The 26,101-nt window shown below is 71.4% G+C and carries 22 protein-coding genes; 5 read left to right on the plus strand and 17 right to left on the minus strand.

Annotated elements, in window-relative coordinates; all coding sequences use genetic code 11:
• Positions 1-11: 11 nt before the first annotated feature.
• Positions 12-1,412: a tetratricopeptide repeat protein gene (locus PE066_RS09245; RefSeq protein WP_271236257.1), complete on the minus strand. Its 1,401-nt coding sequence runs from the start codon at positions 1,410-1,412 to the stop codon at positions 12-14.
• A 109-nt stretch (positions 1,413-1,521) separates the two neighbouring features.
• Between PE066_RS09245 and PE066_RS09250 the strand changes: the two genes are divergently transcribed.
• Positions 1,522-2,568, plus strand: coding sequence for a GlxA family transcriptional regulator (locus PE066_RS09250; protein ID WP_271236258.1), 1,047 nt, complete (start codon positions 1,522-1,524; stop codon positions 2,566-2,568).
• Positions 2,569-2,742: 174 nt separating this feature from the next.
• On the plus strand, positions 2,743-2,976 hold the full coding sequence (locus PE066_RS09255; RefSeq protein WP_271236259.1) for a hypothetical protein: 234 nt from the start codon (positions 2,743-2,745) through the stop codon (positions 2,974-2,976).
• A gap of 16 nt (positions 2,977-2,992) precedes the next feature.
• Here the strand turns inward: PE066_RS09255 and PE066_RS09260 are convergent, their stop codons facing one another.
• Positions 2,993-4,603, minus strand: a complete 1,611-nt coding sequence (locus PE066_RS09260) for an ABC transporter permease (RefSeq protein WP_271236260.1) — start codon at positions 4,601-4,603, stop codon at positions 2,993-2,995.
• 85 nt (positions 4,604-4,688) lie between these two features.
• Between PE066_RS09260 and PE066_RS09265 the strand changes: the two genes are divergently transcribed.
• Entirely contained in the window at positions 4,689-5,792 is a 1,104-nt protein-coding gene (locus tag PE066_RS09265; RefSeq protein WP_271236261.1) for an ABC transporter ATP-binding protein, read from the plus strand.
• Here PE066_RS09265 and PE066_RS09270 read toward each other — a convergent pair.
• The 12 genes from PE066_RS09270 to PE066_RS09325 form a co-directional block, all read right to left on the minus strand.
• Positions 5,780-6,520, minus strand: a complete 741-nt coding sequence (locus PE066_RS09270) for a lysophospholipid acyltransferase family protein (protein WP_271236262.1) — start codon at positions 6,518-6,520, stop codon at positions 5,780-5,782. The two genes, PE066_RS09265 and PE066_RS09270, sit on opposite strands and share 13 nt — an antisense overlap.
• A gap of 2 nt (positions 6,521-6,522) precedes the next feature.
• On the minus strand, positions 6,523-7,833 hold the full coding sequence (locus tag PE066_RS09275; RefSeq protein ID WP_271236263.1) for a dihydroorotase: 1,311 nt from the start codon (positions 7,831-7,833) through the stop codon (positions 6,523-6,525).
• 9 nt (positions 7,834-7,842) lie between these two features.
• Positions 7,843-8,805, minus strand: a complete 963-nt coding sequence (locus tag PE066_RS09280) for an aspartate carbamoyltransferase catalytic subunit (protein ID WP_271236264.1) — start codon at positions 8,803-8,805, stop codon at positions 7,843-7,845.
• Positions 8,805-9,299, minus strand: coding sequence for a bifunctional pyr operon transcriptional regulator/uracil phosphoribosyltransferase PyrR (pyrR, locus tag PE066_RS09285; protein WP_271236265.1), 495 nt, complete (start codon positions 9,297-9,299; stop codon positions 8,805-8,807). Before pyrR ends, PE066_RS09280 begins: the two co-directional genes overlap by 1 nt.
• Before the next feature lie 58 nt (positions 9,300-9,357).
• Entirely contained in the window at positions 9,358-9,774 is a 417-nt protein-coding gene (gene ruvX, locus PE066_RS09290; protein ID WP_271236266.1) for a Holliday junction resolvase RuvX, read from the minus strand.
• Positions 9,771-10,370 (minus strand): YqgE/AlgH family protein, encoded by a 600-nt coding sequence (locus PE066_RS09295; protein WP_271236267.1) that lies wholly within the window; start codon positions 10,368-10,370, stop codon positions 9,771-9,773. The genes ruvX and PE066_RS09295 overlap by 4 nt, the downstream gene beginning before the upstream one ends.
• 72 nt (positions 10,371-10,442) lie before the next feature.
• A complete protein-coding gene (locus PE066_RS09300) occupies positions 10,443-16,631 on the minus strand; it encodes a hybrid sensor histidine kinase/response regulator (RefSeq protein ID WP_271236268.1) in 6,189 nt (2,062 codons plus the stop codon).
• Positions 16,632-16,726: 95 nt separating this feature from the next.
• A complete protein-coding gene (locus PE066_RS09305; RefSeq protein WP_271236269.1) occupies positions 16,727-19,000 on the minus strand; it encodes a methyl-accepting chemotaxis protein in 2,274 nt (757 codons plus the stop codon).
• A 25-nt stretch (positions 19,001-19,025) separates the two neighbouring features.
• Complete coding sequence (locus PE066_RS09310; RefSeq protein ID WP_271236270.1) at positions 19,026-19,556, minus strand: chemotaxis protein CheW; 531 nt, start codon at positions 19,554-19,556, stop codon at positions 19,026-19,028.
• Positions 19,557-19,575: 19 nt separating this feature from the next.
• Positions 19,576-19,941, minus strand: a complete 366-nt coding sequence (locus tag PE066_RS09315) for a response regulator transcription factor (RefSeq protein ID WP_271236271.1) — start codon at positions 19,939-19,941, stop codon at positions 19,576-19,578.
• Between the two features lie 28 nt (positions 19,942-19,969).
• Positions 19,970-20,362 (minus strand): response regulator, encoded by a 393-nt coding sequence (locus PE066_RS09320; RefSeq protein ID WP_271236272.1) that lies wholly within the window; start codon positions 20,360-20,362, stop codon positions 19,970-19,972.
• A gap of 71 nt (positions 20,363-20,433) precedes the next feature.
• Positions 20,434-20,586, minus strand: coding sequence for a rubredoxin (locus tag PE066_RS09325; RefSeq protein WP_271236273.1), 153 nt, complete (start codon positions 20,584-20,586; stop codon positions 20,434-20,436).
• Between the two features lie 112 nt (positions 20,587-20,698).
• Between PE066_RS09325 and thiD the strand changes: the two genes are divergently transcribed.
• Positions 20,699-21,631, plus strand: a complete 933-nt coding sequence (gene thiD / locus PE066_RS09330; protein ID WP_271236274.1) for a bifunctional hydroxymethylpyrimidine kinase/phosphomethylpyrimidine kinase — start codon at positions 20,699-20,701, stop codon at positions 21,629-21,631.
• A gap of 104 nt (positions 21,632-21,735) precedes the next feature.
• Positions 21,736-23,028 carry a glutamate-1-semialdehyde 2,1-aminomutase gene (gene hemL / locus PE066_RS09335; RefSeq protein WP_271236275.1) on the plus strand — a complete coding sequence of 431 codons (1,293 nt, stop codon included), beginning with the start codon at positions 21,736-21,738 and terminating at the stop codon, positions 23,026-23,028.
• 105 nt (positions 23,029-23,133) lie between these two features.
• Here the strand turns inward: hemL and purH are convergent, their stop codons facing one another.
• The 3 genes from purH to dusB are packed head-to-tail and all read right to left on the minus strand — an operon-like array spanning position 23,134 to position 26,052.
• A complete protein-coding gene (gene purH / locus PE066_RS09340) occupies positions 23,134-24,729 on the minus strand; it encodes a bifunctional phosphoribosylaminoimidazolecarboxamide formyltransferase/IMP cyclohydrolase (protein WP_271236276.1) in 1,596 nt (531 codons plus the stop codon).
• A 46-nt stretch (positions 24,730-24,775) separates the two neighbouring features.
• Positions 24,776-25,012, minus strand: a complete 237-nt coding sequence (locus tag PE066_RS09345; protein ID WP_271236277.1) for a Fis family transcriptional regulator — start codon at positions 25,010-25,012, stop codon at positions 24,776-24,778.
• Positions 25,009-26,052 (minus strand): tRNA dihydrouridine synthase DusB, encoded by a 1,044-nt coding sequence (gene dusB, locus PE066_RS09350; protein ID WP_271236278.1) that lies wholly within the window; start codon positions 26,050-26,052, stop codon positions 25,009-25,011. Before dusB ends, PE066_RS09345 begins: the two co-directional genes overlap by 4 nt.
• Between the last annotated feature and the right edge of the window lie 49 nt (positions 26,053-26,101).

Below are 26,101 nucleotides of genomic sequence, written 5' to 3' on the forward strand. Positions count from 1 at the left end.
CCCCACTTCCTTCACTGCCCGGGCTGTGCCGCGGCCAGCGCCCCGATCCGCTCGCGCCAGTACGCCGTCAGCGGCGTGCTGGCCTTGGCCGGGCAACGCTCGTTCAGCACGTGCGTGGCCAGCGCCCGGTCGCCGGCGCGGATGGCGGCGTCCAGCAGCGTCTGCGTCAGGATGTCGCGCTGCGCGTGGCTGCCGCCGAAGGCGTGGGCGCGGTCGCGCACCCTGAACAGCCCCTCGGCGGCCGACGGCCAGTCGCCGCGCGCGTAGTCCAGCCAGGCCCGGGCGAGCGGCAATCCCACCTGCGCCGACATGGCTTGGTTGGACGCGCCGGCCGAGCTCGGCTCCGCCAGTGCGGCCAGCAGGCGCTCGCGCCCGGCCGCGGAAGCGGGCGAGCTGCCAGCCCCGATGCCGGCAACCAGCGCATGCAGGTCGTTGAAGGCATAGAAGCCGGCGTCCGGCGCTTCGGTGCGCCAGTACCCGGCCAGGCGCTCGAACCGCACATCGACGTCGACGCCCAGCAGTTGCAACCGCCAGAGCACCGCCGTGCCGTCCACCCGCTGCAAGGCCATGTCGGTGGCATCGGCCAGGTGGGCGTCGTAGGTGTCCAGCGCAGCGGCCAGGTCCATGTTCTCCAGCTGGAACAGCGCGGCATGGAACCAGTTGTGGTACGCGAAGCCGTTGTCCACCGCCCAGTCGGCCTGCCGGGTGCCCAGCCAGCGGGCGCCTTCGGCATGGCGGCCCTGCATCTCGTGCACGTGGGCGACGGCGTGCACCGCCCACGGGTCGCGCCGGTTGACCTCGAGCGCCGCGCGGCCGGTCTCCTCGGCCTCGCCGTACTGGCCCGACTCCTCCAGCCCGAAGGCCTGCATGCCCAGCACGTAGCCGTACAGGGGCAACCCGCGCGACCAGTGCGGCAGCACCCGCTGCGGGCGCCGCCTGAGGTTGAGCGCATCGCCACGGTAGAAGTCGAACAGGTGGGCGAACAGCAGCGCGGCGCTGTCGAGCGGCCAGCGCACCAGGATCGCGTCCCACAGCTCGCAGCCGCGCTCCCAGTCGCCCTGCGCCACCGTGCGCGCCGCTACCAGGTGGGCGCGCTCGCGCTCGTTGGCGCCGCGGGCGAGCCCTTCGGCACGGTCGAGGCATTCGCGCGCCTCGCATGCAGGCTCGTATTCGGCCAAGGTCAGCAGCACGGCCGCCTTCAGCGTGTGCGGGTGGACCCAGCCCGGATCGGCGGCGATCGCCTGGTCCAGCGCCTGCAGCGGATCGCCGAAGTAGGAGAGCATGGATTCGATCGCCTGCTCGACAGCGAGGATGGCGCTGTCGGCACCGGCGGAGATCGCAAGGCCGCGCGGGTCGCGGCGAATGGCAGCGCCGCGCGCGGCCCGGTCGGTGTGCTCGATGAGAGAGTCCATGGTTCAGTCCCCGTGACGGAGTGGAGCGCCGGATCGGCGTGCCGCCAGCATCGGCGCGATCCGGCTCCTACACTGAGTGCATCGGAGCAAGGAACCGGCCATTTCTGCCATGGCAAGCCCCGTCACCGTCGCGCTGCTCACGCTGCCGCAGTCGACCGCCGCCACCCTGTTCGGCGTGTTCGACGTGCTGGCCAGCGTGCGGCGCGACTGGAGCCTGCTGCACGGGCGCGGGCCGCTCCCGTCGCCGTTCCGGCCCCTGCTCGTCAGCGAAGACGGACTGCCCCTGGAAACCGCCAACGGGGTGCGGATCACGCCCCATTGCAGCTATGCCGCCTGTCCTGAGCCCGACGTGGTGGTGGTGGCCGACCTGATGGTGGCGCCGGGCGAGACCGCGTCGGGGTTCGCATCCGCCGTGGAGTGGCTGCGCGGCTGCCATGCGCGCGGCGCCACGCTGGCGTCGGCCTGCTCGGGCGCGGTGCTGCTGGCGCAGACCGGCCTGCTCGAAGGCCTGGACGCGACTTCGCACTGGGCCTATTGCGACTGGTTGCGGCGCGCCTATCCGGGCACCCGCTGGCATGCCGACCGCGGCCTGGTCAGCGCCGGACCGGCGCAGCGCATCCTGATGGCCGGCAGCGGCGTGTCCTGGCACCTGCTGGCGCTGGCGCTGGTGGCCCGCCACGCCGGCCCCGAGGAGGCCATGCACGTGGCCCGCATCAACCTGATGGACCTGCAGGCGGCGTCGCCGGTCGCCTATGCCTCGCTCACGCACGGCAGCCGCGCCGCCGATCCGGTGATCGCGCACTGCCAGCAGTGGGCCTCGCAGCACTACGCGCAGGAGTCGCCGGTCGCGCGCATGGCCGAACTCTCGCGGCTGGCCGAGCGCACCTTCAAGCGGCGTTTCGCGGCGGCCACCGGCATGGCGCCGATCGAGTACGTGCACCACGTACGGCTGGAGGAAGCCAAGCAGTTGCTGGAGTCCGGCGACTCGCCGGTGGAAGCGGTCGCGCTCGATGTCGGCTACAGCGACACGAGCTTCTTCACGCGCCTGTTCCGGCGCAAGGTGGGCATGACGCCGGCGCACTACCGGCAGCGGTTCGGCCGGCTCGCGCGGCAATTGGAGGCGGATACTGGCGCGTCGATCGCACGGCACTCTTGACGGGGTGACCCGTCCCACCGTCGGGCTTTACGTCCATGCGGTGACGTCCTACATACACGCCAGCGCCCGCCGGTAAGCTGTACTGCAAGCGATCGTTTCGGGCGGCTCCCACAACAAGAACCCTCCGTCCGCCGCGGCGCGCCACAAGACACAAAAGACAGAGAGGACCTCCGCATGACATCCGCCGACTACCGCATCGAGAGCAGCTATCCCATTGCGGGCTATCTGCTTCCCGTATCCGGTGCGCAGCAGTATTTCGTCAGCGACCGCGCCCTGGCGGTCTCGGTCGCCGCCAAGAGTTCGACGCGGCCGGTCGGCCAGGAAATCCGGGTGGTGCACGTGCCCACCGGCGAGATCGTCTTCCGCAAACAGCGCCTGCAGCGCGCCGACGGGCCCGACGAGGCCTGACCCCGCCGCGCGCGCCTCAGCGTGCCCGCAACGCTCGGCTGAGCAGCACCACCGGCAGCAAGCCCACCAGCACCAGCGCCAGTGACGGCAGCGCCGCCTCGCCCAGGCGCTCGTCGCGCGCGAGCTGGTAGGCCACCACGGCCAGCGTGTCGCTGTTGAAGGGCCGCAGCAGCAGCGTCGCCGGCAACTCCTTCATCACGTCGACGAACACCAGCAGCGCCGCGGCCGCCGCCGAACGCCGCAGCAGCGGCCAGTGCACGCGCGCCAGCAAGGCCAGCGGGCCCGTGCCCAGCATGCGCGCCGAGTCGTCGAAGCTGGCCGGGATGCGGGCATACCCGCTCTGCATGGACTGCAGCGCCACCGACATGAAGCGCACCAGGTAGGCCCAGACGATGCCCAGCGCGGTGCCGGTCACCCAATAGACCGTCGGCGTATCGGGCGCGACCTGCTGCAGCCAGCCGACCGGCAGCAGCAGCCCCACCACGATCACGGCGCCCGGGATGGCGTAGCCGAGGCCAGCCAGCCGCACGACGGTTCGCGTGACGGCGTCGCTGCTGCGCCGCAGGCTGGAGGCCAGCAGCATGGCGATGGCCACTGCCAGCACCGCGCTGATGCCGCCCAGGCGCACGCTGTTGCCGGCCCACTGCAGGAAGCGGTCCCAGGGCAGCGCCGTCCAGTCGGCCAGCAGCGGGCGCAGCATGAACAGCACCGGCAGCACGAACCCCATCAGCACCGGCAGCGAGCCGGCGGCGATGGCCAGCGCGGCGCGCCGGCCGGCCAGCGGCACCGGCTGCGCCTCGCCGGAGCCGGCGCGACCGCCGCGCGTGGCGGCAAACCGCATCCGCCGCTGCGCGCGGTGCTCCAGCGCCAGCAGGACCACGACGACCGCCAGCAGACTGGTGGCGAGCTGGGCGGCCGCGATCCGGTTGTCCATGGCCAGCCAGGCCTTGTAGATGCCGGTGGAGAAAGTCTGGACACCGAAGTAGCTGGCCACGCCGAAGTCGGCCAGCGTCTCCATCAGCGCCAGCGCGACGCCGGCGGCCACCGCCGGCCGCGCCAGCGGCAGCGCGACCCGCAGCATCCGCGCGCGCAGCGGCGCACCGAGCAGCCGCGCCGCTTCCATCAGCTGGGTGGCACGCTCGGCCAGCGCGGCACGCGCCAGCAGGTAGACGTAGGGATAGAGCGTGAAGACGAACACCACCGTGGCGCCAGCCACGTTGCGGATTTCGGGGAAGACCCGGCCTTCCAGCCCGAAGGTGGCGCGCAGCCAGGTCTGCAGCGGACCGCTGAACTGCAGGAAATCCGTGTAGGCATAGGCCACCACGTACGACGGCACGGCCAGCGGCAGCAGCAGCGCCCACTCGAAGAAGCGGCGGCCGGGAAAGTCGAACAGCGTGACCGCCGCCGCGCTGGCGGTGCCGACCACCGCCACGCCCACGCCCACCGCAATGCAGAGTCCGAGGCTGGTGACGGTGTAGCCCGGCAGCACGGTGGCCGCCATTTCGCGCAGGATGCCGGCACTGTGCGGATCCCACTGCAGCCAGGAGCCGACGACGGCCGCCACCGGCAGCACGATCAGCGCGGCAAGAACGAGCAGCAGGACTTCTTGCAGGCGCGCGAGGGACATGGATGAGATTGGACCGGCGCTGCCCTGGGCCGGGCTTGATCTGCACCAATGCAAATGAGAATTGTACTCATCTAAAATCGGGCTCATGCACGTCGAGCTGTCCCGATTGAGCGTCCATTACAGCGGCCAGGCCCGGCCGGCGGTGGACGAGGTGTCGCTCGGCCTGCCCGAGGGCAGCATCGGCGTGCTGATCGGCCCGTCCGGCTGCGGCAAGACCACGCTGCTGCGCGCGGTGGCCGGCCTGGAGCGGGCCAGCGCCGGCGAAGTGCGCCTGTCCGGCGAGGTGGTCGAGAGCCCCGGGCTGCACCGCCCGCCGGAGACGCGGCGCATCGGCATGGTGTTCCAGGACTACGCGCTGTTTCCGCACCTGGACGTCGGCCAGAACGTCGGCTTCGGGCTCGGCAAGTTGCCGCGCGGCGAGCGGGCCGCGCGCGTCGCCGAGGTGCTGGCGCTGGTCGGCCTGGCCGGCAGCGAGCGGCGCATGCCGCACGAGTTGTCGGGCGGCCAGCAGCAGCGCGTCGCCCTGGCCCGCGCGCTGGCGCCGCGGCCGCAGCTGCTGCTGCTGGACGAGCCCTTCTCCAACCTCGACGTGGAACTGCGCGAGCGCCTGGCGCACGAGATCCGCGCCATCCTCAAGGCCGCGCGCACCACCGCCCTGTTCGTCACCCACGACCAGCTCGAGGCCTTCGCCATCGGCGACACCATCGGCGTGATGCACCAGGGCAAGCTGCACCAGTGGGACGACGCGTACACGCTGTACCACCGGCCGGCCACCCGCTTCGTCGCCGACTTCATCGGCCACGGCGTGTTCGCGCCGGCGACGCTGCGCGAAGTCGACGGCCAGGTGGTGGTGGACACGCCGCTGGGCGCACTGACCGACGTGGCCGAGTGCCCGCTGCCCACTGCGTTCGGCGGCGGCCAGTGCGAGGTGCTGCTGCGCGCCGACGACATCGTGCACGACGACCATGCGCCGGTGAAGGCGCAGATCGTGCGCAAGGCCTTCCGCGGCTCGGAGTTCCTCTACACGCTGCGCCTGCGCAGCGGCGAGACCGTGCTGGCCCACGTGCCCAGCCACCACGACCACAAGGTCGGCGAGTGGATCGGCATCCGGCCCGAGGTGGACCACGTGGTCACCTTCGAGCGCGGCTCCGGCGCGGCCGCGCCGCCGATGGCGCCCTACCCTTCCTGACGCAGGCGCTGCACCGCGGCGCGCAGGTCGGCCGCCCAGGCGCGGCGGTCGCGGCCGTTCGCGTGCTGCGGCGCGCCGAAGGACACCACCGCCGTGATCGGCGGGCCGGTGAGGGTGCGCCAGAGCGAGGCCACCAGCGTGTCGTCGCCGATGTAGCAGGGCTCCAGGCTCATGCGGCCGGTGTGGGTCTCGATGAACTGCAGCGCCACCGGCTGGGCCGGCGCCGGCGCCGAAACCGCCGCCTGCACCAGGTTGGCATGGAACGGCAGCAGGTCGATGCCGTCGCTGGTGGTGCCCTCGGGGAACACCGCCAGGATGTCGCCCGATTTCAGGCTGGCGGCCATGTGGTGCACCACCCGCATGGCGTCGCGGCGCGATTCGCGCTCGATGTACAGCGTGCCGGCGCCGGTGGCCAGCGCGCCGATCAGCGGCCAGCGCTTGACGTCGGACTTCGACACGAAGCGGCAGTGCCGCGCCGCGTGCAGCACCAGGATGTCGAGCCAGGAGATGTGGTTGGACACCAGCAGCACCGGGCCGCGCACCGCCGGCTGGCCGCGCACCTGCAGCGCAATGCCCAGCACCGCCAGCATGCGGCGGGCCCAGGCCTGCACCCGCTCTTCGCGCTGCGCCTCGGACAGGCGCGGGAATTCGAACCGGATGGTGGCCCAGCCGCGCAGCGCCAGCAGCAGCGCCCGCAGCAGCCGCCAGGCGGCGCGCACGCCGGCCATCGTCAGGCGCGCGTGGCGTCGCCGCCGTCCCAGGCGAGCTGCCCGGCGGCCAGCGTCCAGCGCACCCGCCCAGGCAGCTCGTAGCCGGAGAACGGCGTGTGCTTGCCCTGGCTGCGCAACGCCGCCGCATCCACCGTCCAGTGCGCCTGCGGATCGAACACGCACAGGTCGGCCACGCCGCCTTCGGCCAGCCGGCCGCAGCTGGCCTGCAGCGTGCCCAGCGCCGGGCCGAGCACGCGGGCCGGCTCGCTGGTCAGCACGGCCAGCGCGCGCGCCAGGCCGACGCCGCTTTCCTGGCCCCACTTGAGCGCCAGCGACAGCAGCAGCTCCAGCCCGGTGGCGCCGGGCTCGGCCTCGGCGAAGGGCAGCGTCTTGGCGTCCTCGTCGACCGGCGTGTGGTCGGACACCAGCGCATCCACGGTGCCGTCGGCCAGGCCCTCGCGCAGAGCCTCGCGGTCGCGCTGCTGGCGCAGCGGCGGCGCCAGCCGCATGCGGCTGTCGAAGTAGCCGATGTCGGTGTCGGTCAGGTGCAGCGAGTTGATGCTGACGTCGCAGGTGACGGGCAGGCCCTGGTCCTTGGCCTGGCGCACCAGCTCGAGGCCGGCGGCGCTGCTGATGCGGCACAGGTGGACGCGGGTGCCGGTGGCGCGCACCAGCTCCAGGATGGTGTGCAGCGCGATCGTCTCGGCCGCCACCGGCACGCCGGACAGCCCCAGCCGGGTGGCGAGCGGGCCGCTGGCGGCCACGCCCTTGCCCAGGTACGGCTCCTGCGGGCGCAGCCAGACCGTATAGCCGAAGGTGGCGGCGTACTGCAGCGCGCGCAGCAGCACCTGGGTGTTGGCCAGGCTCACTTCGGCCTGGCTGAAGCCGACGCAGCCGGCCTCGGTCAGCTCGACCATCTCGGTCAGCACCTCGCCGCCCAGCCCGCGCGTCAGCGCGCCGAGCGGGAACACGCGCGCCTGGTGCAGCTTCTCGGCGCGCATCTTGAGCATCTCGACCAGGCCCGGCTCGTCCAGCACCGGATCGGTGTCGGGCGGACAGACCAGGCTGGTGACCCCGCCGGCCGCGGCCGCGGCCATTTCCGACTCCAGCATGCCTTCGTGCTCGTGGCCGGGCTCGCGCAGCCGCACCGCCAGGTCCACCAGCCCCGGCGCGACGATGCAGCCGCGCGCGTCCAGCACCCGCGCCGGGCTGAAGCCGGCCGGCGTGCCGCCGATCGCCACGATGCGCCCGGCCGCCAGCGCCACGTCGGCGATCTCGTCGCGGTTGCTGGCCGGGTCGATCACGCGGCCGTTCTTGATCAGGATCTTCATGGGGTTCTTCTAGGCCTCGTTGCTCGCCACGATGCTCATCACCGCCATCCGCACCGCGATGCCGAAGGTCACCTGCGGCAGGATCACGCTTTGCTGGCCGTCGACCACGGCGGAGTCGATCTCGACGCCGCGGTTGATCGGCCCCGGATGCATGACGATGGCATCGGGCTTGGCCAGCCGCAGCTTCTCGGGCGTGAGGCCGAAGCTCTTGAAGAATTCCTGCGACGAGGGCAGCAGCGCGCCGCTCATGCGCTCGTTCTGCAGCCGCAGCATGATCACCACGTCGCAGCCGCGGATGCCCTCCTCCAGCGTGTGGCACACCCGCACGCCCATCTGCGCCAGGTCGCCCGGCACCAGCGTCCGCGGGCCGACCACCCGCACCTCGGCGCAGCCCAGCGTGGTCAGCGCATGGATGTCCGAGCGCGCCACGCGCGAGTGCAGCACGTCGCCGACGATCGCCACCGTCAGGTTGGAGAAGTCCTTCTTGTAGTGGCGGATGGTGTACATGTCGAGCAGCCCCTGGGTGGGGTGCGCGTGGCGGCCGTCGCCGGCGTTGATCACGTGCACGTGCGGCGCGACGTGCTGCGCGATCAGGTAGGGCGCGCCCGACTCGCTGTGGCGCACCACGAACAGGTCGGCCGCCATCGCCGACAGGTTGGCGATGGTGTCCAGCAGCGACTCGCCCTTGCTGGCCGACGAGCGGGCGATGTCCAGGTTGATCACGTCGGCCGAGAGCCGGGTGGCCGCGATCTCGAAGGTAGTGCGGGTGCGCGTGCTGTTCTCGAAGAACAGGTTGAACACGCTCTTGCCGCGCAGCAGCGGCACCTTCTTGACCTCGCGGTCGCTGACGCCGACGAATTTCTGCGCGGTGTCCAGGATGTGGGTGACGATGTCGCGCGGCAGGCCTTCGATCGACAGCAGGTGGACCAGTTCGCCGTTGCGATTGAGTTGCGGGTTGCGTCGGTACAGCATCAATTCACCTGGAAGCTGAAGCGGCCCTGCTCGTCGCGCGCCAGTTGCAGCGACTGTTGTTCCGGCAGGCTGACGCGGGCGGCGGCGAAGTCGGCCTGCACCGGCAGTTCGCGCCCGCCGCGATCCACCAGCACCGCCAGCTTCACGCTGGCCGGCCGGCCGTAGTCGAACAGCTCGTTGATCACCGCGCGCAGCGTGCGCCCGGTGTAGAGCACGTCGTCCAGCAGCACGATGTGCGCGCCATCGACGTCGAACGGCAGCGAGGTCTGCGCGCCGGAAGCGGACAGGCCGCGCTGCGCGAAGTCGTCGCGGTGCATCGACGAGGAGATGGTGCCAGCCTCGCCTTCCAGCCGCAGATCCTGCTGCAGGCGCTGCGCCAGCCAGGCGCCGCCGGAAGTGATGCCCACCAGCCGGCCGTCCGGGCCGCGCAGCGCCGGCACGCCGCGCAGCAGCTCGCGGTACAGCGCCTCGGCGTCCAGCCGCAATTCAGTCATAGGAATACCTCCGCGCTACGCGCTGCGGTGCGAGCCCCTTCGGGCGGCCGTGCGGGGCTCATTCGATGCTCCTCAGGAACTGTTCCAGGATGATGCAGGCAGCGCCGGCGTCGGCATCGGCCGCGCCGGCGGCCTGCGCCTCGGTGGTGCTGTAACGCTCGTCGACCTCATAGACCGCCAGCTTGACGCGGGCCGCCAGTTGCCGGCCGAAGCGCCGGGCGCGGGCCGTATTCTCGTGCGGCGCGCCGTCGGGGTGGAACGGCACGCCGATCACCAGCGCGTCGGGCTGCCACTCGCGCACCCGCTGCTCGGCCGCATCGATGCGGGCCCGGCCTTCGGCCCGGATGGTCGGCTGCGGCGTGGCGCTGCGCAGCAGGCGGTTGCCCACGGCGACGCCGGTGCGGCGCAGGCCGTAGTCGAAAGCCAGAAAAGAGGTGAAGTGGCGGGGGACGTCGGGCCGCGCAGGCACGCTCATGCGTGGCCGGCCTCGGGCGACAGCATCCAGGCCTGCAGGCCCAGCAGCGACAGCGCCTTGTCGTAGCGCTGCTCGACCGGCGTGTCGAAGATCACCTGCGGGTCGGCCGCCACCGTGAGCCAGCTGTTCTCGGCCAGCTCGGACTCGAGTTGCCCCTCGCCCCAGGCCGAGTAGCCGAGCGATACCAGCACCTTGCGCGGGCCGGCGCCGGTGGCCATGGCCTCCAGCACGTCCTTGGAGGTGGTCATCTCGAGGCCGCCGGGAATGGTCATGGTGGAGGCGTAGACCGGCTCGTCCGGCTGCGCCTGGTCGGCGATCACCGCCTCGTGCAGCACGAACCCGCGCTCGGTCTGCACCGGCCCGCCCTGGAACACCGGGGCACCGGCCAGGTCGTCGCGCGCCAGCGGCAGGTCGACCTTCTCGAACAGGTTCTTCAGCTTGATGTCGCTGGGCTTGTTGATCACCAGCCCGAGCGCACCGCGCGAGCTGTGCTCGCACAGGTAGACCACGCTGCGGGCGAACGACTCGTCCTCGAGGCCCGGCATCGCGATCAGGAAGTGATGCGTCAGGTTCATGGACGTGGCGTCGGCCGGCATGGGCCGGATTTTAGGGACTCTGCGCAGGAAATGTCGCCGGGGGGCATTTCTGCCGATCCCGGCCCGGCGTCCTCAGGCCGGCGCCGCTGCGGGTGCCGCCGTGCAGTAGTGCCGCACCAGGCTGAGCAGCTCCTCTTCCGAGTAGGGCTTGCCCAGGTAGTGGTTGACGCCCAGCTCGCGCGCATGCTCGCGGTGCTTCTCGGCGATGCGCGAGGTGATCATCACGATCGGCAGGCTGGACCAGCGGGCGTCGGCGCGGATGTTGCGGGCCAGGTCGAAGCCATCCATGCGCGGCATCTCGATGTCGGACAGCACCACCGCCGGCCGCTCCTCGGCCAGCCGCTCCAGCGCCTGCAGGCCGTCGGCCGCCAGCGCCACCCGGTAGCCTTCGCGCTGCAGCAGGCGCTGGGTAACGCGGCGCACCGTGATCGAATCGTCCACCACCAGCACCAGCGGCACCAGCGGCACCTGCGGCGCCGCCGGCACGAGCTCGGCCAGCCGAGCGCCGCCGCCGGCCTGCTCCAGCACCTCGGGCTGGGCCCGGTCGGCGCTCAGGCGGCGGGCCTGCTCGCCGTAGACCGAGGACAGGGCCACCGGGTTGTAGATCAGGACCACCGCGCCCGAGGCCAGCACCGTCATGCCGGCCAGGCCGGGCAGGCGAGCCAGCTGCGGGCCCAGGTTCTTGACCACCACTTCCTGGTTGCCCAGCACTTCGTCCACGTGCACCGCCACGCGCTGCGCGGCGCTGCGGAAGATCACCACCGGCAGGGTCTTGCCCTGCGGCTCGCCGCTGTGCGCGGACGACTGCAGCAGCGCGCCCGACCAGAAGAACGGCACGGACTCGCCGGCGTGCTCGAAGCTGCCGCTGTTGTAGGCCTGCTGGATCTCCTTGCCGCTGGCGCGGCGCACGATTTCCACCAGGTTGGCCGGCACGCCGACGGACAGGCCGCCGCTGCGCACCATCACCACCTGCGTCACCGCGGTGGTCAGCGGCAGCACCAGCTTGAAGCGCGTGCCCTGGCCGCGCCGGGTGCTGGTCTCGATGCGGCCGCCCAGCGCATTCACCTCGGAGCGCACCACGTCCATGCCGATGCCGCGGCCGGCCAGCTCGGTGACCTGGGCGGCGGTGGAGAAGCCCGGCATGAAGATCAGGTTGGCGGCGTCGGCCTCGGTCAGCACCTGGTCCGGTGCGATCAGGCCCTGCTGCAGCGCCTTGTCGCGGATGCGGCCCAGGTCCAGCCCGACGCCGTCGTCGTGGAACTCGACCGAGACATCGTTGCCTTCCTGGCGCACGTCGATCACGATGGTGCCGACCGGGTCCTTGCCGGCTGCCGCACGCAGTTCGGCGGCCTCGATGCCGTGCGCCACGCAGTTGCGCAGCAGGTGCTCGAACGCCGGCGTCATGCGATCGAGCACCCCGCGGTCCATTTCGATGGAGCCGCCGGTGATGTCGAGCTTGACCTGCTTGCCGGTTTCCTTGGACGCCAGCCGGATCACGCGGTACAGGCGGTCGGAGATGCCCTCGAACTCCACCATCCGGGTGCGCAGCAGGTCGCGCTGCAGCTCGCGGGTCTGCCGGGCCTGGGCGATCAGGTCGTCCTCGGTGGCTTCCACCGTGCGCTGCAGGTTGCGCTGCACGGTGGCGACGTCGTTGACCGACTCGGCCATCATCCGGGTGAGCTCCTGCACCCGGGTGAAGCGGTCGAACTCCAGCGGATCGAAGCCGACCGCCGAATCCTTGGCCTGGGCCAGGCGCGACTGCATCTGCGTCTCGGCCTGCAGTTCGATGTCGCGCAATTGCGAGCGCAGCCGGTCGAGGTTGCCGTTCAGGTCGTTGAGCGAACCGCGCAGGTTGCGCAGCTCGTTTTCCAGCCGCGAGCGGGTGATCATCACCTCGCCGGCCTGGTTCATCAGGCGGTCCAGCAGGTGCGAGCGCACCCGCACGGCGCCGCTGGCCACCCGCTGCGGCGCGAGCTGGGTGGTGATCGGCGCGGCCAGCACCGCGCGGCCGGCGCCGGCTGCGGCGGCCGGCGCGGCCGGCTCGCTTTGCGGCTGGGCGGCGGCGGTCGCCGGCAGGTCGGTCGCGATGGGCGGCGCCTCCACGACCGGCTGGGTGGCGGCGGCGCGCAGCGCATCGAAGCGCGCCTGCAGGTTGTCGAAACGCTGCAGCAGCGGCTCCAGGTCGGCGCCAGCCGCTTCGGCCGCGATGCCTTCGACGCTGGACTCCATGCGGTGGGCCAGTTCGCCCAGCCGCAGCGCGCCCGCCAGGCGGGCGCTGCCCTTGAGCGTGTGCAGTTCGCGCAGCACTTCGTCGCGCCCGGCACGCTGGCCGAGTTGGGCCCATTGGCGCAAGGCGGTGCCCAGGCGCGGCAGCAGTTCGACCGCTTCGTCCTCGAAGATCGGGAACAGGTCGGGGTCGATCGCGTCGGCGACGTCGATGTCCTGGTCCTCGTCGTCGGCGTCGAATCGCTGCGGCGCGGCAACGGCGGCCGCAACCGGCGGCAACGGCACGCCGGGGCTGCCGGCCTCGGCGCGGGCAGCGGCCGGTGCGACGGCATCGGAGGGCGGCAGCGGGGCGGGGCCGAAATCGCTGTCCAGGCCCAGCCGGCCGCTGTCGGGCAGGTCGGTGCGGCGCGGGACGTCCAGTTGCTCCAGCGCGGCCAAGGCGTCGCCGATGGCCGGGTCGGCCTCTTTCAGGAAACCGGCGGCGAACTGGTGCAGCAGGCGGCGGATCTCCGCCGTCGCCCGCACGAACGCGCGGCCGTGCTGCGGCGTTCCCCAGGCCAGCGTCTGCGCGTGGGCCAGCGAGCTCTCCAGCGCCCGGGCGACGTCGGACAGGGCATGGAAGCCCACCGTGGCCGAACTGCCGCCGAGTGCGTGCGCCAGGCCGACCACCGAGTCGGGCACCGGTTCGCTGACCTGCAGCGCCCATTCGCCCAGGTCGTGCTCGAGCCGGCGCGACCACTCGTCGGCCTCGTTCAGGTAGACGTTGTAGAGCGGGATGCCGATGCGCAGCGAGCCGATGACCTTGATCTGCTCGTCCAGCGGCGCGGAGGCCGCCGGGTCTTCGTCAGCGGCCGGCTCGGACGGGAGCCCGGCGGTGAAGGTCGGATCGTTGCCGGCCGCATCGTGCGCAACGGCTTCGGGTTCCGGCTCGGGCGCGGTGATCTCGATCACCTCCATGTCGCCCGCGTCGAATCCGGGCCACTCGGCGTCGGCTGCGGTTGCGGTTGCGGATACTGGCTCGGCGGACACGGCGGCCGCCGCCGGCGCTGCCGGCAGGTCGAAGGCCATGCCAGCGGCGTCGGGCTGCACCCCGGCCACGGGCGGCGCCGCTTCGGGGCTGGAAGCCGGTTCCGCCCCCGCCAACGCTCCCAGGCTGGCGAAATCGATGGCTTCGATGTCGGCCGGCGGCTCGCCGGCGCCGGGCGCGGCGAGCTCCGGCGCGGCCGGCGCCAGGTCCAGCACGAAGTCGGCCGGCAGCTCGGGGGCCGCGGCTTCCGGCGCCGGCATGACCGGCACCTGGATCGTCTGGGTGATGGCGAACTGCGGGTCTTCCGTGATCGCGGCCTCGGCCGCGGGCGCGCCCACCGGCGTGCGGCCCAGGTCCAGCTCGAACGCGGGCAGGTCGGGCACGGCGACAGCAGCTGGTTGCGCCGACGGCTCGGGCAGCCCGGCCTCGGGCAGGGCCGGGATCTCGAAGGACGGCGCGACGACCGCCGCAAGCGCCGGGGCGGCGGGTTCGGCAGGCGCGAACGCATCGAAATCGATGGCGACGAGCGGCGACTCGTCGACCGCGGGCAACGGCGGCGCAGCGACCTCCACCGCTTCGGCCGGAGCGGCGGCCTGCAGCTCCTCGGCGGGCGGCACGAGACCGGCGGGGGGCGCGGCGTTGTCGGTCGGCTCGGCGCCCGGCAGCGCCAGGGCGACCCGCCGCCCCTCGGTGCGCAGCGCGTCGGCCGGTCCGCGGAACATGGCAGCCTTCCAGGCCGCGTCGCTGCGCGCCGCGATGTCCTCGACCCAGCGGCCGAAGCCGCGCAGGGCATCGGCCGCCAGCGCGCGCAGGTCGTCCGAGGCCGGCTTCTGGTCGCCCAACCAGGTGTTGAGGACCTGCTCCATCGCCCAGCCGGCTTCGCCGAACTCGTTCAGTCCGACCATGCGCGAACTGCCCTTGAGCGTGTGGAACGCGCGGCGCAGGGTGGTCAGTTCGGCCACGTCGGCCGGGTTGGCGGCCAGCGCCTCGACCGCGGCCAGGCCGTTGCCGACCACCTCGCGCGCTTCCTCCAGGAAGATCTCGCGCAATTCGCCATCGTCCTCGTCCTCTTCGGCGGCCGCCGGCTGCGCCGCCACCAGCGCCGGGGCGGGAGCAGCGGCGGGCGCCGGTGCTTCGACCGCGAACCGCTGCGGCGTCGCTTCGGCCGCGGCTGGCGGCTGCGACGCCGCGGGCGCGACCGCCACCGGCGCGGCCACCGCGGGCTCTTGCAGCAACGCGTTCGCCACTGGCGCCGCGGTGCGCCCCATCAGCGGGCGCAGCTCGCCGGCGCTTTCGTCATAGACGAACAGCTTCTTGGCCAGCGCCGGCTGGTAATTCAGCATGTCGATCAGGAAGCCGAGCGCACCCAGGTTGTTGCCCAGCTTGTCGAAGGTGCCGGCCTTGCGCGCCATCGCCTCGTCGACTTCGGTGAGGATGATTTCCTCCACCGCCTCGCGCATGCGGGCCACCGCGTGGCTGGCCTGTTCCAGCCCGAGCACCGACAGCACGCCGCGCATCTGCAGCAGGTGGCTGGGCGCGTTGGCCAGCGGCGCCTTGTCCTGCGGGTTGCGGAAGAAGGCGTCGAGCAGCTTCTCCAGCTCGGCCAGCGTGCCGCGCAGCTCGCCCACCACGCTGCCCATGGTCTGGCGGTCGCTGACGCGGCGGTACAGCTCCTCCATCCAGGGCTCCAGCGCCGGCGGCTGCCCGCCCTGGCGCACCTGCTGCAGGCGCTCGGCCAGGCGAGCCGTGCGCAGCGCCAGTTGCGAGTCGGTCGGATCGAGGTCCTGGAACGACGCTTCAAGGTACAGCACGGCCGTGGCCACTTCCATCGCCAGTTCGGGCTGGGGCGGGCGGGCCGAGCGCCCGACCGCCTCGACGGTGGCGCCCAAGGCCTGGGCCAGCGGCGCGCTGGCCGGATGCAGCTTGGTCAGCAGGTCCCCGATCTGGTGGAAGTGCTCGGTGGCGGACTTGAGCTTGCCCAGGTCGCCGCCGGAGACGGCCGACCAGCTTTCCTTGGCCGCGGCAATGCGCTTGCGGATCTGCCCGAGCAGCAGCGGGTCGAAGCGGCCGAACTGCGCGACCTGGTAGTCGACCGGGGCGAAGCGGGCCAGGCCCCAGGCGCTGCGCACCGCCGCCAGCAGCGGCGCCTGGGTGCCGGCCGCGGGCACCGCCTGGGCGCAGAAGAACAGCAGGTCCTGGGCCAACCGGTCGGACACACCCGGGTCGCCCTTGGCCAGCGTGGCGTACTGCAGCAGCACGCGCGAGCCGCCCCGCTTGACGTGCAGGTCGGGCGGCAGCAGGGCCAGCGCCATGGCCTCGAAGTAGCCGGCGCACAGCTTCCAGAAGCTGCGCGGCTTGGGCGCCTCCTGCCCGGCCGCCAGGCCGAGGCAGATGTCGGCCAGCTCGCGCGCGGCCGCAGGCTCGGCGCCCTTGACGATGCGCAGCACCGCCTGGTCCATGCGCGAGCGCAGCGCCGGGTCGTACACCAGCGTGGCGGCGGGCGCCGGCGTCTGCGGCTCCAGCCAGCGCCAGTCGATCGTCCACAGGTCGGCCGGGTGGATGCGGTCGGCCCCGGCCAGCTCCTGCACGTCCTTGTACTGGGGAAACAGGGCCACCGGCGACAGCGCCTTGCCCAGCAGCACGGCCTCGAGGTATTCGGTCAGGGCAAAGCCGGCGCGCTCGACCTTGGCGGCGGCGGCCTCGCTGCACAGCTCGGGCCGCTCGACGAATTTCTGCACCGCCGCTTCCATCGCGCGCAGGATCAGCGCCGGGGCGCCCAGGCCCACCATCTCGAGCGCGCCGACCGCCTGGTGCAATTGCTGGCGGGCGATGCGCAGCTGGCCGTCGTCGACCGAGGCCATGTCCTGGCCGCGCGCGAGGGCGGCATCGCGCACGAAGCGCCGCAGGGCCGCCGACGCGGACTCGAGCGACTTGCGCAGCTCGTCGAGCACCCAGGCCAGCGGCCCGAGGTCGTGGGTCGACAGGTCGATGTCGGTTCCTGCTTGCATGGTCTCTTCCGGTGGCGAACGACGGGGCGGCGCGTCCATGGGGGCGGAACCGCGGCGCTCAGCCGTCATTCATCATCTGTCGTCTGGGGCCGGCGTCAGGCGATCTTGAACCGCGCCACCGACTGCCGCAGTTCCTCGGCCATGCGCGAGAGCTCGCGCACCTGCTGCGCGGTCGAGCGCGTGCCCTCGCCGGTCTGCTCGGTCACCGCGAAGATGTGCTGGATGTTGCCGGCCACCACGTTGGCCGATTCCGCTTCCTTGGATGCCGACGCCGAGATCTGCTCGATCAGCTCGGCGAGCCGGCGCGACACCTGGTCGATCTCGGTCAGCGCGGTGCCGGCGTTGTCGGACAGCTTGGCCCCCTCCACCACACCCTGGGTGGAGCGTTCCATGGCGGCCACCGCATCCTGCGTATCGGTCTGAATCGCCTTCACCAGCGCCGAGATCTGGCGCGTGGCGTCGGCCGACCGCTCGGCCAGCCGCTGCACTTCCTCGGCCACCACCGAGAAGCCCCGGCCGGCCTCGCCGGCCGACGCCGCCTGGATGGCCGCGTTCAGCGCCAGCACGTTGGTCTGCTCGGTGATGTCGGAGATCAGCTCGGTGATTTCACCGATCTCCTGCGACGACTCGCCCAGCCGCTTGATCCGCTTGGAGGTCTCCTGGATCTGGTCGCGGATCGAGTTCATGCCGCCGATGGCGTTCTGCACGGCCGCGAGGCCCGACTCGGCCGCCTGCAGCGACTGGCGCGCCACCTGGGCCGATTCCTGGGCCTGGCCCGACACCTGGTTGATGCGGCCGGCCATGTCGAGCACCGACTGGCCGGTCTCGCGGATCTCGCGCAGCTGCTCGGTGGAGGCTGCCAGCAGCTCGGTCGACGTGCTTTCCACCTGGGCCGTGGTCTGCGCCACCTTGGTGGCCGTGTTCTGCACGTTGCCCACCAGCTGGCGCAATTCCTCCACCGTGTAGTTCACCGAGTCGGCGATGGCGCCGGTGATGTCCTCGGTCACGGTGGCTTCCTGTGTCAGGTCGCCTTCGGCCACCGTCTGCAGTTCGTTCATCAGGCGAAGAATGGCGGCCTGGTTGGCGTCGTTGACGCGCTTGGCCTCCTGCTCCTGGCGCTCGGCTTCCTGGCGCTGCTGCTCGGCCGTTTCCTGGCGCTTGCGGCTGTCCTGCAGCTGCACGTAGGCCAGCCCGATCGAGCACAGGATGGCGAAGGCGGCCGCCAGGGCCAGCGCGACGATGGCACCGAAGCCCAGGCCGGTCTGCAGCGACAGCTTGCCCTGCAGGTCTTCCAGCGAGCGGCGCAGCGGCTCCGAGTCGGCGATGATCGCAGCCTGCGCCTCGCGCGCGGACACCAGGCCCTGCAGGTTGCCCAGGATGGCGCTGGCCTGGTTGCGGGTTTCCTCATAGACCTTGAGCAGCGACTCCAGCCGCTCGCGGGTCTGGGCGTCCTTGGTGCCGCCCAGGCGCAGCTCGGGGCTGCCGTCCAGCAGGCCCTGGGCGATTTCCTTGAACGAGTTCAGGTCCTTGCCCAGCAGGAACACCGCCTCCGGCGACAGGCCCTCGCTGGCGGTCATGAATTCGTTGGCCGACTTGCCGATGCGCTGGGTCAGCATCACCAGCTGGCCGGCGGCCGAGATCTCGGCGGCCGAGGCGTTCTGCTGCAGCTTCAGCGAGGACACCGTCTCGGCGATCTCCAGCAGGTCGGACGACTGCCGGTTGATGGTGCGCAGGGCGGCGCCCACCTGGGTCAGGATCTTCTGCTGGCCCATCACCACGCCGGCGTTCTTTTCGGCGCGCTCCATCAGCGGCACGATCTTGTCCATGTCCTCCTGGAACTCGGCGGCCACCGGGTCCAGCCGCAGGTTGTCGTCGCCGGACTTGAGGCCGCGCACCGAGCGGGCCAGCACGTTGGCACTGTCACGCACTTCGGTGAAGGCCTGCTCGCTGCCCACCAGCGCCTGCGCCACCGACTTGGCCAGGCGCTGCGACTGGGTCAGCGAGTCGCCGGTGTTCTTCACCTGCTGGGCGACCTTCTCGCCCTGGTTGACCGCGAACACGGCCACCGAGCCCAGCACCAGCAGCGCCAGGGCCAGCAGCGTGAACAGGATGCGCTGGTGGGTGGCGATGGCGCGGCGGCCCAGCAGCGGGACGCTGACCCGCTCGGCCTCGGCGGCCTGCTCGACCGCGTCGATCGAGTCGGGGGCGTCGATGCTCTCGGCATCGCCCTCGGTCAGCACCTGTTCCTCGGCTTCGAGCGTGCTGCCGGCCAGCGGATCGGCGGCCGGTCGGACGGCGACGGCGCCCTCCTCCTGACCGGCGGATTTCTTCCTGGCAAAGAGGTTCTTCAGTTGGTCGACGACGGACATGGTTGCAAGGCCTTCCGGGGATGCTTCAAGCGCTGATGCTGAGGAACTGGGGTTGCTGCGACAACGCCTGCAGGTCGATCTCCTGCCACCAGGCGCCGGCGGCGTCGGTGTAGCGGCTGCCGAACCAGGCCGGCGAGCCCTCGGGCGGCTCGCTGGAGGCGGCGAAGCCGTCCAGGTTGCGCAGCCCCGCCAGGCGGTCGATCAGCAGCGCGCAGTTGACGTCCAGGGCGGCGTTCAGGGCCACCAGGCGCGACGCGGCGCGGCCTGCTTCGGTGCGCGCGGCGGGCGGCCGGTCGCTGGCGAAACCGGCCAGGTCGACCACGCCATACAGGCCGCCGCGCAGGTTGGCGACGCCCAGGAACCACTGGCGCGTGTAGGGCACGGGCTGCGGTTGGGCGAACGGGAAGATCTCGCCGGATTGCGCCAGCGGGAACAGGTAGCGGACATCGCCCGCCTCGACCGCCAGCCACGAGGCCTGCTGACCCTCGGCGCGCGCCGCCTGCAGCCGGCCGGCCAGGCGGGTCTGGAGTTCGCGCAGCGCTTCGCGATTGGCCATCGGGGGCGTCGGCCCGGGCTCAGCCCAGCGCCTTGATCTTGGCCATCAGCTCGTCGGCATCGACCGGCTTGGTGATGTAGTCGCGCGCGCCCTGGCGCATGCCCCAGACGCGGTCGGTCTCCTGGTTCTTGCTGGTGCACATGATGATCGGCACGTCGGCATACAGCGGGTCGCGCGTGATGGCGCGGGTGAGCTGGAAGCCGTTCTGGCCCGGCATCACCACGTCCATCAGGATCAGGTCGGGCTTTTCCTCGGCCAGCCGCCGGAAGGCGTCTTCGGCGTTCTCGGCCGTCTTGACCGAAAAGCCGCTCTTTTGCAGCAGGTCGGTCATGAACATCAGCTCGGTCTTGGAATCGTCCACCACGAGCACTTTCCTGATCGGCATCGCGTACTCCTCTTATTGCCTGTAGGTCTTATTGCGCCTGCTGCGATGCGGCGCCGAACTGCTGCACGGTCTGCAGCAACTGGTCTTTGGTGAAGGGCTTGGTCAGGTAGTCCTGCGAGCCGACCATGCGCCCGCGCGCCTTGTCGAACACGCCGTCCTTGGACGACAGCATGACCACCGGGACCGACGCGAACTTCGCGTTGCGCTTGATGATGGCGCAGGTCTGGTAGCCGTCCAGGCGCGGCATCAGGATGTCGCAGAAGATCAGGTGCGGCTGGTAGTCGTTGACCTTGGCCAGGGCATCGAAGCCATCCTCGGCCAGCATGACCTCGTGGCCGCCCTGCTTCAGGAAGATCTCCGCACTGCGCCGGATGGTGTTGCTGTCGTCGATCACCAGCACCTTGAACCCAGTCGTGCTCAATTGACGCTGCTCCTCATTCGTAACTTCCGCGGGGCTGCACCGCCATCACGGGGATGTAACCGGGTCGCCCTCTAGACCTGCACCATCTCGAAGTCTTCCTTGCGGGCACCGCACTCGGGGCAGGTCCAGTTCATGGGGACCTGTTCCCAGGGGGTGCCAGGGGGAATTCCGTGGTCCGGTGCGCCGGCGGCTTCGTCGTAGATCCAGCCGCAGATCAGACACATCCAGGTTCTCGCTTCAGTCACAGCTTAAAGGGCCTTCGAATAGAATGCAACGATTGTATCGAGGGCACCCACGCCGGATTTCACGGTGCCGATGCCTGGAAGATTCAGGCTCATGACAAACCCCGATTCCCCCCGCACCGACGCCGGCGCGCAGGACACCGACGACAGCGGCCCGGCCTGCGTGATGGTGTTCAACGCCAGCGACCCGAGCGGCGCCGGCGGGCTGGCGGCGGATGTCACCGCCATCGCCTCGGTCGGCGCGCATGCGCTGCCGGTGGTCACCGGGGCCTACGCGCGCGACACGGCGGAGATCCACGACCACTTCGCGTTCGACGAGGAAGCCATCGGCGAGCAGGCCCGCGCCATCCTGGAGGACACGCCGGCGCAGGTGTTCAAGGTCGGCTTCGTCGGCAGCCCGGAGGCGGTCAGCGCGGTGGCCGCGATCGCGGCCGACTACGCCGACGTGCCGGTGATCGCCTACATGCCCGCCCTGGGCTGGTGGGACGAATCGCAGGCCGACCTGTACCTGGACGCCTTCCGCGAGCTGATGCTGCCGCAGGCCACGGTGCTGGTGGGCAGCCACAGCACCCTGTGGCGCTGGCTGCTGCCCGACTGGAGCAGCGACCGCAGCCCCGGCGCGCGCGAGATCGCCAAGGCCGCCGCCGACATGGGCGTGCCCTACACCCTGGTCACCGGCATCCCGCTGCCCGAGCAGTACCTCGACAACGTGCTGGCCACGCCGCAGTCGGTGCTGGGCAGCGAGAAGTTCGAGCGCTTTGAGGCCGTCTTCTCCGGCGCCGGCGACACCCTGTCGGCGGCGCTCGCGGCCCTGGTGGCCAGCGGCACCGACCTGGCGGCGGCCACCACCGAGGCCCTGTCCTACCTGGACCGCTGCCTCGATGCCGGCTTCCGGCCCGGCATGGGCAACGTGGTGCCCGACCGCCTGTTCTGGGCCCAGCCGGACACCGAGCCCGAGGAGCTCAGCCCGGAAGAAGCCCAGGCCCTGCAGGTCCTGGACATGCCCGCCCACGACACCAAGCATTGATCCGACCACCCCCGAAGCGGCCTGCGGCCGCCTCCCCTACGAAGGGGCACCCCTGGCGGGCCGGCCCGGCCGGTTCCGCGGGGGCCGCCTGAAGCCAGAAACACATGGACCGCAACCAAGAACTCTTCGACCGCGCCCGCCGCATCATCCCCGGCGGCGTCAACTCGCCCGTGCGCGCCTTCCGCGCCGTCGGCGGCACCCCGCGCTTCGTGCAGCGCGCCCAGGGCCCCTTCTTCTGGGACGCCGAGGGCCGCCGCTACATCGACTACATCGGTTCCTGGGGGCCGATGATCCTCGGCCACGGCCACCCGGCGGTGGTCGAGGCGGTGCAGCAGGCGGTGCAGGACGGCTTCTCCTTCGGCGCGCCGACCGAGCGCGAGATCGAGCTGGCCGAAGCCATCGCGACCGTGATGCCCGGGCTGGAGATGGTGCGGCTGGTCAGCTCCGGCACGGAGGCGGCGATGAGCGCGATCCGGCTGGCGCGCGGCGCCACCGGCCGCAGCAAGCTGGTCAAGTTCGAGGGCTGCTACCACGGCCACGCCGACTCGCTGCTGGTCAAGGCCGGCTCCGGCCTGGCCACCTTCGGCAATCCGACCAGCGCCGGCGTGCCGGCCGAGGTGGTGCAGCACACGCTGGTGCTCGAATACAACAATCTCGCGCAACTGGAAGAGGCCTTCGCGCTGCATGGGCCCGACATCGCCTGCCTGATGATCGAGCCGATCGCCGGCAACATGAACTTCGTGCGGGCCGGCACCGACTTCATGCGGCGCTGCCGCGAGCTGTGCACGCAGCACGGCGCGCTGCTGGTGTTCGACGAGGTGATGACCGGCTTCCGCGTCGGCCTGGGCGGCGCGCAGGCGCACTACGCGCAACAGATCCCGGGGTTCCGCCCCGACCTCACCGTGCTGGGCAAGGTGATCGGCGGCGGCATGCCGCTGGCGGCCTTCGGCGGACCGCGCGCCGTGATGGAGCAGCTCGCGCCGCTCGGCCCGGTGTACCAGGCCGGCACGCTGTCGGGCAATCCGGTGGCCACGGCCTGCGGGCTGGCGACGCTGCGCGAAATCGGCAAGCCCGGCTTCTACGAGTCGCTGGCGGCGAAAACCCGCGGCCTGGTGGAGCAACTGGCCGGCGCGGCCCGGCAGGCCGGCGTGCCCTTCAGCGCCGACAGCGAGGGCGGCATGTTCGGCTTCTTCCTGCTGCCGCAGCTGCCGCGCAACTACGCCGAGGTCATGAAGACCGACGGCGCGCGCTTCAACCGCCTGTTCCACGGCCTGCTGGAGCGCGGCGTGTACATCGCGCCGGCGCTGTACGAAGCCGGCTTCGTCAGTGCGGCGCACGGCGAGGCGGAGATCGCCGAGACGGTGGCGGCGGCGCAGGCCGTGTTCGCGGCGCTGTAGGCGCCCGCTCGCCCGTCGCGCTGGATCCTCCGCCTTCGCGGGGGATGACAAGGACCGGTGGCCTGGCCACGCAGCCGGCGCCGGCGCCAGGCCGGCCGCCGGCGCTCAGTGCCGGAAGTGCCGCACGCCGCTGAACACCATCGCCACCCCGCGTTCGTCGGCCGCGGCGATCACTTCCTCGTCGCGCATGCTGCCGCCCGGCTGGATCACGCAGCCGGCGCCCGCATCCACCACCACGTCCAGGCCGTCGCGGAACGGGAAGAAGGCGTCGCTGGCCACCACGGTGTCCTTGAGCGACAGCTTGGCGTGCTCGGCCTTGATGCTGGCGATGCGGGCCGAATCGAGCCGGCTCATCTGCCCGGCGCCCACGCCCATGGTCATGCCGTCCTTGCAGAAAACGATGGCGTTGGACTTGACGTACTTGGCCACCTTCCAGGCGAACAGCAGGTCGTCGAGCTGCTGCGGCGTCGGCTGCTTCTTCGTCACGACCTTCAGTTCCGCGCGCGTGAGCTCGCGGTTGTCGGCCGTCTGCATCAGCAGCCCGGAGCCGACGCGCTTGATGTCCATCAGGTTGCGGCCGTTGTCCCAATCGGTGGCGCCGCCCGCCGGCAGCTCGATCTGCAGCAGCCGCACGTTGGCCTTGGCCTTGAAGACCTCCAGCGCCTCCGGCGCGAAGCCGGGCGCCATCAGGACCTCGACGAACTGCTTCGACACGGCATGCGCCGCCGCGCCGTCGAGCGGGCGGTTGAAGGCGATGATGCCGCCGAAGGCGGAGGTCGGGTCGGTCTGGAAGGCCTTGCTGTAGGCCTCCAGCGGGTCCTTGCCCAGCGCCACGCCGCAGGGGTTGGCGTGCTTGACGATCACGCAGGCCGGCACGTCAAAGCTCTTGACGCACTCCCAGGCGGCGTCGCCGTCGGCGATGTTGTTGTACGACAGCTCCTTGCCCTGCAGCTGCCGGGCCGTCACCAGCGAGCCGGGGGCCGGGTACAGGTCGCGGTAGAAGGCGGCCTGCTGGTGCGGGTTCTCGCCGTAGCGCAGGTCCTGCACCTTGACGAAGCGGCCGTTGGCCTGGCCGCCGAACAGGGCCAGGCCGGGCGCCTGCTGCGGCCCGGTCGCAGACTCGAACTGAACGCGCGACAGCCAGTCGCTGATCGCCCCGTCGTAGTCGCTGATGCGATTGAACGCGGCCACGGCCAGCCCGAACCGCGTGGGGTCCGACAGCTTGCCGGCCGAGCGCAGTTCGGCCAGCACCGGCTCGTACTGCGCCGCGTCGGTCAGCACGCCGACGTCCTTCCAGTTCTTGGCGGCGCTGCGCACCATGGCCGGGCCGCCGATGTCGATGTTCTCGATCGCCTCCTCCAGCGTGCAGCCGGCACGGGCCACGGTCTGCTCGAACGGATAGAGGTTCACCACCAGCAGGTCGATCGTGGCGATGCCGTGCGCCTGCAGCGCCGCCACGTGCTCCGGCACGTCGCGCCGGGCCAGCAGCCCGCCGTGCACCATCGGGTGCAGGGTCTTGACCCGGCCATCCAGCATTTCCGGAAACCCGGTCACTTCGGCCACCTCGGTGACCGGCAGGCCCTCGGCGGCCAGCAGCCTGGCGGTGCCGCCGGTGGAGATCAGGCGGATGCCCAGGGCGTGCAGCCCGCGGGCGAGTTCGACGATCCCGGTCTTGTCCGAGACGGAAAGGAGTGCGTTCATGGTGGTCAGGGCGCGAGCCCGTGGAGGATGGGAATTACTTCAGCGGCTACTTGAGCAGCTTGTGCTCGACCAGCTTCTTGCGCAGCGTGTTGCGGTTCAGCCCCAGCCACTCGGCGGCGCGCGACTGGTTCTGGTCGGCCTTGGCCATCACCACTTCCAGCAGCGGCTTCTCGACCACCTTGACCAGCATCTCGTAGATGCCGTCCGGCTCGATGCCGCGCAGGTCGCGGAAATAACCTTCCAGGCTGTTGCGCACGCACTCCTCGATCTGTTTCTTGCTCATGCTTGCTGTTGCGCCGTTTCTTCCTGGTTGTTGTCGTGTCCCGCCGGCGGCAGCCGGTCCCCCTGCTGCGCCAGCCGGTCGAAGAAGCCGGCGACGGCCTGCCACTGCGCCTCGGCCTCCTCGATGCCGTTCATGCGTTCGCGGAACGCCTCGCCGCCCGGCAGGCCGCGCACGTACCAGCCGATGTGCTTGCGCGCGCTGCGCACGCCGGTGAAATCGCCGTACAGGCCGTAGTGGTCCTGCAGGTGCTCCAGCAGCAGCTTGCGCACCTCGGCCACCAGCGGCGGCGCCAGCTGTTCGCCCGTTGCCAGGAAATGCGCGACCTCGCGGAAGATCCAGGGCCGGCCCTGGGCGGCGCGGCCGATCATCAGCGCGTCGGCGCCGGTGGCCGCGAGCACCTCGCGCGCCTTGGCCGGCGAGTCGATGTCGCCGTTGGCCGCCACCGGGATGCGCACCGCCTGCTTGACCGCCGCGATGGTCTCGTACTCCGCGCAGCCCTTGTAGCCCTGCTCGCGCGTGCGCCCGTGCACCGCCAGCATGCGGATGCCGGCGTCCTCGAAGGCTCGCGCCAGCCGCGCGGCATTGCGGTGGGCGGCGCTCCAGCCGGTGCGCATCTTCAGCGTCACCGGCACGCCGCGCGGCTCGCAGGCCCGCACCACCGCCTGCGCGATCGCCAGCGCCAGCGGCTCGTCCTGCATCAGCGCCGAGCCGGCCCACTTGTTGCAGACCTTCTTGGCCGGGCAGCCCATGTTGATGTCGATGATCTGCGCGCCGCGGTCGATGTTGTAGGCGGCCGCCTCGGCCATCATGGCCGGGTCGGTGCCGGCGATCTGCACCGCCACCGGCCCCGGTTCGCCGTCATGGTTGGCGCGGCGCGAGGTCTTCAGGCTGTTCCACAGTTCGCGCCGCGAGGTCACCATCTCGCTCACCGCATAACCGGCGCCGAGCCGCCGGCACAGCTGCCGGAACGGGCGGTCCGTCACCCCGGCCATCGGCGCGACGAACAGCTGGTTCGTCAGGGTGTGCGGGCCGATGTTCATGGGGAAGGGGAAAAGCGGGATTGCTGAAAAATGAGGCACGCATTGTATG

Origin of the sequence: Ramlibacter tataouinensis, assembly GCF_027941915.1 — a bacterium.
Taxonomy (GTDB): domain Bacteria; phylum Pseudomonadota; class Gammaproteobacteria; order Burkholderiales; family Burkholderiaceae_C; genus Ramlibacter; species Ramlibacter tataouinensis_C.